Genomic DNA, 8,160 nt, shown 5'->3' on the forward strand with positions numbered 1-8,160 from the left:
TCTCTAAAGCTTTTCTTATCCCGAACTCGCGTTCATATCTTTGTTACTTCATAGTTCTCATAATAATCTTACCAATTTCAATATTTTTGAGAATATGTCTTTGCTATAAAACTTATGGATAGAGCTAGTGATAAGAAAAAGTAAAGTTTAAGATTCTTGATATGGTTACAGCCTTTCTTGTATTCTATTCAATCATTCTGCTCATAATAGTACGAATAATCAATACCTTTCATGAACATTTCTCGGTCATCAATCTTGGTGGTGAGTGCAGGCTGTACCAAAGCCTTGATGTGTGTACTATCAGAAACACTTTCACGCATTGCTGATAGATATTCGTTTTTATCTATCTGACTCCAATCTACACACCGCTTGAGAGAACGCTTTAGCATGAGGTCAAGCCAAATGCGAGTGCTACGACCGTTACCTTCCATAAATGGATGCGCAACATTCATTTCAACATATTTGTCTATTATCTCGTCGAAGGTTGTTTCGGGCATTCGTTCTATTGCTTGCAGGGTTTCAGGGAAGTGCATACAATTAGCAAAGGTAAAACCACCTTTTGAAATATTTTTGGTACGGATTTGTCCTGCAAAGTCATACAATCCTCCAAAGAGATAAGCGTGAATCTGTTGCAGAGATTTGATACTACCAGGCTCTGCAGTTTTCAAGAGTCCACTCTCAAAAAGTTGGTAGGCTTTCTTCTTGCTCTGTCCATCAATGGTATTATCGCTGTAAGTAAACCAATCAAGAAATCCCATTGCCTTGACATTGGGTATTGCTTTTGCCAACAAAACAACACCTTCGCCATCTAACATATCGGTTAATCGTTGTTTCCCATCAGGAGCTTGCAGCTTCAACTGGTTAGTGGCACTAACCAGTTCGTTCTTTTCTTTCTTCAACTTTGTTTTGAGATACTTCCAATAGTTTCTCGTCTTTTGGTAATCATCCTGCTCGTTAATCGCAGCAATGATGTCCAGTACTGAGAACCACCACTTATTATGGTTGTCGTCCCATATTGCTCTCACTTCACGGTCGTTGAAAAATCGAATAGATTTTTTATGTTGTTCTTTATGCGCTTCCATAGATGGGAATTTAGATGTTCGTTTTACTATTTTTTTATAACCCAATAGCCATTGCGCCTTCCGTTCTTGCGTTCAAGAATGCCTTGTATAGATAATTTTACGGTCATCGTCTTTACCGTTCGTTCTGATTTTCCGATATGCACAGCTATTTCTTTTTGCGTTGCATTCGGTTTCTCTTTAATAAAGTTGAGTACTGCTAATTCTTCTAAAGTGCAATTCAAAGTGCAAATATTGCACTTTGGGTCATTACCTGTTGCACTTTGACTTTCTGCCGACACGTGCAGGTATCTATTCTTCAATTCATTCTGTTCATCTAATATCAGGTTACGGAAGAACGCTTCAAGATATTGTGTTGTCGCAAAAATCCCTTTAGGCATATTGTTATAGTTGGCACGAACCAGTGCATTGCGGAAGTACCACGAATAGTGAGCAAAGGTTTCGTTGCTGATGTCAAAACCAAATGTGCGCAGATACTTGATAGTGAAGACTGCCGTTGTACGAGTATTACCCTCACCGAAAGGGTGAATTTGCCAAAGATCTGAAATAAATTGAGTAATATGATTCACGGCTTCCATTGTGTCATGGTGTCTATAATTGTATTCCTTTTCACGGGCAAAGTCATAATCCAGCGTCTCACGAATACTATCTGCACCTGCATACAGCACAGTTTCTCCATTCAGTACCCATTCTTTTTTAGTAATATTGTAATCTCTTATCTTACCGGCGTGTTCGTAGATGCATTCAAACAATCGGCGATGAATAGAAATATATTCTAATGGCGAGAATGTAAAACTCTGCTCGGACAGCAATTCGGTGATACGAGCCGAAACTTTATCTGCTTCCTCTGTTCTGTCTTCTACGTCCTTACGGGCTGTCATCGACTCATAATAGCTATTGACAAGCCGCTTCACCTCTTCAATCGTAATATCGCCCTCAATATGTTGACGAGCTGTTTGACGCAGATAGTCTGAAGTCTTCAGCCCATCAACAGCCTGCAAACCAATAGCAGTCTGCCACGCATAACCTTTCTCTCGTTTATGCGGTTCGCTCTGTCGGATATATTCTTCAAAGTCGGTCATGTCAAATTCTTATATCATTTAATATTTTTACCACGGATGTACCATTCATCAAACTAAAGATAGTAAGTTAATTATACACCTAACTTTTCTATTGCATCATTTACGATAAAAGAATGTAAAATAATGTATTCATCAAACAAGTCCATTATTTTGTTCATTGCGTTCAAATTTTCCTCTTCTTTCATTTGCTTATATATACCTAATAAAAGTTTCACAATTTTTTCTCTAAGATAAAAATCATTAGCATGTAAGAAGTCATGTGCTTTTATATACATGTAGCAATCTAATGGTAGCATATTAGCACATTTTTCTAGGTATTTAATCTGAGAAAAACGTTCCCTATGCGTTTTATTATTCCAATTTTTTGTAATCTCCTTAAATAGATCAAAATCTTCTACAGATAGGTCATCTATATGATATTCATATGATTTTACAATCTCTTCTCTATTATCCGCAATGTGGCATAGCACAATATCGTTTGCAGTTTCCCTATAACAAGGTTCAGAAATATTTTTTAAAGAAAGTCTTACCATCAGCGCTATGACTTTCTCATCATGTAACGATAAAATTTTATAAAGATTTTGCTTGCATACATTCCTTATATTTTTATGGTATAATCCATAAAAGAATATCTGAGTTAATATCTCATGACATCTATTATCTTTCATAAGTTCTACAATGTATGCACGCACGGAATCTGTTTTAAAATAATAATAAGACTGTATCACATCTGGTCTTACCATTAGTCCGTAGGCTCCACTACCAGATAAATATACAGAGAATAATTTGTCAGTTAGCACTTCATCATAATATTCCTTATAGTATATGTAATATAAAACCTCTAAGCGCAATTCTATTGCTAAGTCCTTATATAATAGGTTTAAAAGATTATAGATCTGGGCACGACGGGTGGATAACGCACAAATAGATATAAGGATATTCAATGCATGACCTTGAAAACTATTGATAGCAACACCCAATTTGTGTTGTACAATATCTGCTAAGCTTTTACAGTGCAAATCTTCTTGCTCATTTTTTAAAAGTAATGGTTGTTTTATTGCTTGTATAAGTATCGGTATCAAATCATCTATCACGCAATTTTCTTCCTTTGTATAGTTCGTGGCAAGTTGTTCAAAAGTATATGCATTATTTTTTATATAGTCCACATCCATATACCTTTGGAACAATGAGACTAACTCTTTTTTTTCAGTCCCACCTAAAAATAATCCTAATAATCCAGCTTCTTGGTACATGGACTTGATGTTTGGATTGTCATGTAAAGAGTAGATAAATTTCTTATACTTTTCTGGAGAATTCTCTACACATTTAGTAAATGCTTTTGCGTGCGCGTTTAAACTAATTGGTGAAAAATTGCCTTTGCGAAAAGCCCTTCGTTCATCTAATTTACCAAAAGAGGATAGCCAATTCTCGGGAGAGAAATGATTATAAACTTCTTGTGTTGTTATACCTCCACAAATGGATGCGGCGGTTACATGGTGGTTAGGTTTCTTATTGACATATACACTTTGGAATCGCCGACAAAGTTCTTGCTTACATCGCTTAGCTTTTATCGTCAATGTCGATTCTAAAATGGTACAACATAATAATTGCCACTTATTCCAACCAAAATAAGGTAGCACAAGTTCAGAGTATCTTCTATCATTGTTATGTATATAGTCTCCTTTTGATCGATATTTTAAAATATACCTCTGATACTCTACTTGTTCTTCATGCGATAGAGAAAGATACCACTTAGATAGGGCTTCTAAAAAATAATACCTAACGTCACCGAATTCAATAAACTTATCTAATTCTTCGTTATTTGAAACTAAATTCTTGATATATGTGTCAAATAGAGTTGGTTTTGCTGCAATTACCTTGAAAGATAAAATAAATGCAGATTCATCTTCAAGGGACAATAATTTTTCCACCATAGAGGTGCCAAAATCTTGTTCCCCAATATATTGTGTAAGGAGATTTCCTAACCATTCAAAAAACTTTTCTGCATAGTCAGACATATATTTACTAAAAATCTCATTTATCGAATACCATTGATAGCTTTGCTTTCTCGTTTTGGAAACTATCTGTAAAAAGCAGTCGTATGTTATCATTAAAAACTCTTTTGGGTACTCCTTATAGAGCCTATCACATATCTGTTCAAACAGATCATAATCGTTATGCGATTCACTTTTCTTGTTATTTAGAAAATAATTAATGAGAAGTTCTTTTGTTTCTTCCAAAGCAAAATTCAAATTGGTATCAATTGCATCCATGACACAACTTGCTAAATCGAAATTGGGTTTTACTTTTAAGTTAATGTAACTTTCTCTTACTTTCTTATTGGAATAATCATTATGATTTCGTAAAATCCACATCGCTATATTCTCTTTAGTAGAACTGTCCTTTATTGTATCTACCATGTCATAAATGTCGTCGGGAAATGTCGAGGCATAATTCGAAAACAAAATTCGCAGAGGATCAAAATAATCATTTTCGGTGGTAAGGTCAGCCACTAAAGGTTGTATTAAGTCCTTTATTGTCGGGAACCAAAAAGGATTCGCTGTTGTCGGAAGGAAATAAATAAATAATTGATGGTTGAGTTTGGGTAACTTCTTAATGATATCAATCTCGAACTTACATACAGCATCACTATATGAGAGTATAGAAAGAGCCAGTTGCTTCAGATGCAAACGAATATCATTAGAAAATATTATTGTATAAATATCCTTCTTATACAATGAATCACAATGTTCCCTTTCAAAATCTAAGAAAATTTTAATTGAAGAACGTACTTCTAACCCTTGAAATTGATTTTTCAATTCAGTAATAAGAGACTTGTTCTTTGATGCATAATACCTTGCAAGTACATAATCGTAGAAACTTTGATGAAAGAAAGAGATCCTTTTGTTGTTATATTTTACTATACACTCGCTCGCTAAATATCTTGTTGCTTTATTGTTTCTTGCCGTTATTAACCATGTTGGGGTTAAAGTTTCTGCCTCATGAATAGAGTTTGCAATTTCAAACATAACATCTTCCAAATTACAACAAGATATGTTTTTATTTGCATAATTTATCAATGACGACCACAAATCATCATATAACTCCATGTAGTTTTGATAATTGTATTCTCTAACATTGCCAGAGCCATATAACCTACAAAACACATCTAGATATTGGGCAGTTTTTAGTATCGTAATTGTTTGAGATGTTAATTTACAATAAAGACCAGAATCTAATTTGTTAATAACATACTCAACATCCTTATCATCCAATCTATTCACCTCAATAGCAGTGCTATGCTCTTTTAATTGACTTAATGATGGGTCATATTCTAAATCATACTTCCTACAAGACACTATTATTCTTATGTCTTTGCTATACTCCTTTTCCCATGCAGCAATTACATTCAAGAGCATATTTAGCTTATCTCTATCGTTAGATAAATATTGGGATAATGCATCTATTTGGTCTATAATAAAAACAACTCTCTTATGCTCAGATACTAATAAATCCAGTGAAGCGTGTAATCTCTCCAAAGAAAAATCAGAAGTTTCATTTTCTGTAATGTTGTAATAATCTGCCTTAATCGTCAGACACTTAATTCCTGCTGCGGTAAGTTTATCCAGTAAATCCTTAATGATAACAGTTTTCCCGACTCCTGCATTTCCAACCAGAAGTTTTAATTGACAATCTTTAGATGTCAAATCGCCTAGTATCCAATCAAATAATTGATCTGTTTCTTTTCTAGCTATATGAGATTCTTTTAATCCATAAAATGTAGTCGTTATTCCTTCAAAAGATTTCAGGTTTACATCTAAAAAATCTAATAATTTTGACTTTTCATCTTTTAATGATAACATTTGCTCATGGTATAATGTTTCCCATAAACCAATGACCGAGTCAACATTATTTTCTGTAAGATTTTCGTTGTCTTTAAAATAATACCTGTAAGTCTGATGAATATTTTCCGAGTTAGCAATTTGACTCTCAACAAAAGCTCTGTCAATATACTTCCAATAAACGATATCGTTGTTAGTATCACAAGTGATAAACAAAACAACTTCTCCTTTCATTCTATGGGCATACGCAAGAAGCGATGTCGGGATGTCATAACAGACGCCCTTCTCACTGATAGCGTTGTTATTATAATGCTTTATCTGCACTGTAACTTTTGCGATAATTGTATCATCGACATCCAAAATACTAATATACCCATCTGTATTTGCTTCTGTTCCACCTTCTTCAATGTTAGAAGTGTCAACCCTTTTATCTTCTAAGATTTTCCGTAGTAGCCGAACAGATTTTTCATCCAAACGTTTTGAAGCCCAAGATGATTTATTGGGCTGTAAATTCAGATCTTTCATTTAAGTTGCTCTTTACCCAATTCCTTATCTACAAACACTATTAAATCCTTTGGATTAACCTGCAAGATCTCTGCTATCTGAAATAGCAATTCGAGGCTTGGCTGTCGACGGTTGCAAACATATGAGTTCACTATCGTAAAACTCTTGCCGAGTTTCTCGGCAAGCCATGTTTGCTTAATCCCTTTCTCGATAAGCACCTCTTTAATTCTATTAGTTGGACTTTCCATAAATATTATATTATTATTTGCAAATATAGTAAATTTTCTTGCATAAGAAATAAAAAAGAGGAGATATTTTCTCCTCCTTCAAAAGTCTTATATCTACAATTCTATTTGCCTTTCTTATTTTGTAGATTATTCTGCATTAGACTATCTGCTTTTGCTTTCAGTCCCACATTATAATCATCTGTATGCTTTTTGATCTTTTTAATTATTGCATCATTGCGATGAATGTCAAACACATCATTGAGCCATAGGATCTCCTTTGAGCTACATCCTCTCCATACTCTGATGATACGGAATTTCAAGGCATCATCCTTGTATTGCTGTTTGCTTTGCCACAAGAAGTAATTACCGACCAAAGAAATAAAACAAAGGACAGATACTGCTACCATATAAGTAAAAATTTTCGAGGACTTGAGGTCAAAACTGTGCCTGTGAATATGTTCCTGCAGTATTGGATGCTCTTTCTGCTCCTGCCATTCGTGCAACATGGTCATGACGCTTGCCACCAATTTGTCCATGGATTTAGCCTCCTCGTCTTTGATGCGCACTTGTACTCCAATATACTTGTTAATCACATCTTTTGTTCGCTGTTCATACTGATTGAGCAATTCCTGTTCCTTCTGCTCATCAATTTGTGCTGGTGTAGATTGAACAGGGAGGGAAACAGAACCATTCTCCTTTTCTTTCAGTTCCTTTAGTTCCCTGTAAATTGCCTCCAGTTTGTTTTTGATTTCCTCAAAGAGGACAAATGTATTATTATCAGCCATAGTTATAAATGTATTTTACGTTTTTTCTTTTTCTTCTTTTTATCGAGTGTGTTGTAAACCTCCGCAGGGACAGTACCATGAGTTTGAAACAAATCCAATCCTCCTCCTATAAGGTCGTTGGTAATTTCGCTCGTAACACTTGCAACATTAGATATAAGATTTATCGTTCCTTGCATCTGCTGTTCGTGTTCCCTGTTATTTTGTTGCAGGGCAAAGTCTATCTTGGAATAACTGAAACCCCTATCCACCTTTGAACCGTTGAAACGATAACCGTTCTTTTCAAAGATGATACCCTGCACCTCCTGTGAGTTGCTTTTGAACTTAAAGCGGACATCAATATCTTGCTTTTTCAAGTGAGCAAGAAGGTCTTTCCAATTCCTGCACTGAGCAATCTCTGCTTTCAACGTCTGATAGATTTCATACTTGGTCTTGTCAGGTTCTTTTAAGCGATGTTCCTTGACATTCTCCTTACCACCAGCGAAGTACAAGCTATATTTAGCGGTCAGTTCCTTGCAAATCTTCTCACTTCTGAATCTGTCGTTACGATCAGAAATGGTCTTGCCGTTGTTATCTATTCGGTTAAAAGCTATATGCACATGAGGGTGCTCTTTGTCAAAGTGGCGACCGATAATGTACTGTGT

The 8,160-nt window shown here is 35.1% G+C and carries 6 protein-coding genes; all 6 read right to left on the bottom strand.

Going from position 1 to position 8,160, the window contains the following annotated elements; genetic code table 11:
• Positions 1–188: 188 nt before the first annotated feature.
• On the bottom strand, positions 189–1,082 hold the full coding sequence (gene fic, locus HMPREF3034_RS05980; RefSeq protein ID WP_062434015.1) for a protein adenylyltransferase Fic: 894 nt from the start codon (positions 1,080–1,082) through the stop codon (positions 189–191).
• 26 nt (positions 1,083–1,108) lie between these two features.
• Positions 1,109–2,161, bottom strand: coding sequence for a Fic family protein (locus tag HMPREF3034_RS05985; RefSeq protein ID WP_062434016.1), 1,053 nt, complete (start codon positions 2,159–2,161; stop codon positions 1,109–1,111).
• A gap of 71 nt (positions 2,162–2,232) precedes the next feature.
• Positions 2,233–6,528 (bottom strand): AAA family ATPase, encoded by a 4,296-nt coding sequence (locus tag HMPREF3034_RS05990; RefSeq protein WP_062434019.1) that lies wholly within the window; start codon positions 6,526–6,528, stop codon positions 2,233–2,235.
• A complete protein-coding gene (locus tag HMPREF3034_RS05995) occupies positions 6,525–6,755 on the bottom strand; it encodes a helix-turn-helix domain-containing protein (RefSeq protein WP_062434021.1) in 231 nt (76 codons plus the stop codon). The genes HMPREF3034_RS05990 and HMPREF3034_RS05995 overlap by 4 nt, the downstream gene beginning before the upstream one ends.
• Before the next feature lie 101 nt (positions 6,756–6,856).
• Positions 6,857–7,519, bottom strand: a complete 663-nt coding sequence (locus HMPREF3034_RS06000) for a hypothetical protein (protein ID WP_062434023.1) — start codon at positions 7,517–7,519, stop codon at positions 6,857–6,859.
• A 2-nt stretch (positions 7,520–7,521) separates the two neighbouring features.
• Positions 7,522–8,160 (bottom strand): relaxase/mobilization nuclease domain-containing protein (locus HMPREF3034_RS06005; RefSeq protein WP_062434025.1); only part of this gene is annotated, 639 nt, incomplete at its 5' end.

The organism is Prevotella sp. DNF00663 (assembly GCF_001553265.1).
Taxonomy (GTDB): Bacteria; Bacteroidota; Bacteroidia; order Bacteroidales; family Bacteroidaceae; genus Prevotella.

Excerpts from the sequence above, each read along its gene's own strand:
- HMPREF3034_RS05995 (WP_062434021.1), bottom strand. The coding sequence starts at position 6,755 with ATGGAAAGTCCAACTAATAGAATTAAAGAGGTGCTTATCGAGAAAGGG.
- HMPREF3034_RS05990 (WP_062434019.1), bottom strand. The coding sequence starts at position 6,528 with ATGAAAGATCTGAATTTACAGCCCAATAAATCATCTTGGGCTTCAAAA.
- HMPREF3034_RS06000 (WP_062434023.1), bottom strand. The coding sequence starts at position 7,519 with ATGGCTGATAATAATACATTTGTCCTCTTTGAGGAAATCAAAAACAAA.
- HMPREF3034_RS05985 (WP_062434016.1), bottom strand. The coding sequence starts at position 2,161 with ATGACCGACTTTGAAGAATATATCCGACAGAGCGAACCGCATAAACGA.
- fic (WP_062434015.1), bottom strand. The coding sequence starts at position 1,082 with ATGGAAGCGCATAAAGAACAACATAAAAAATCTATTCGATTTTTCAAC.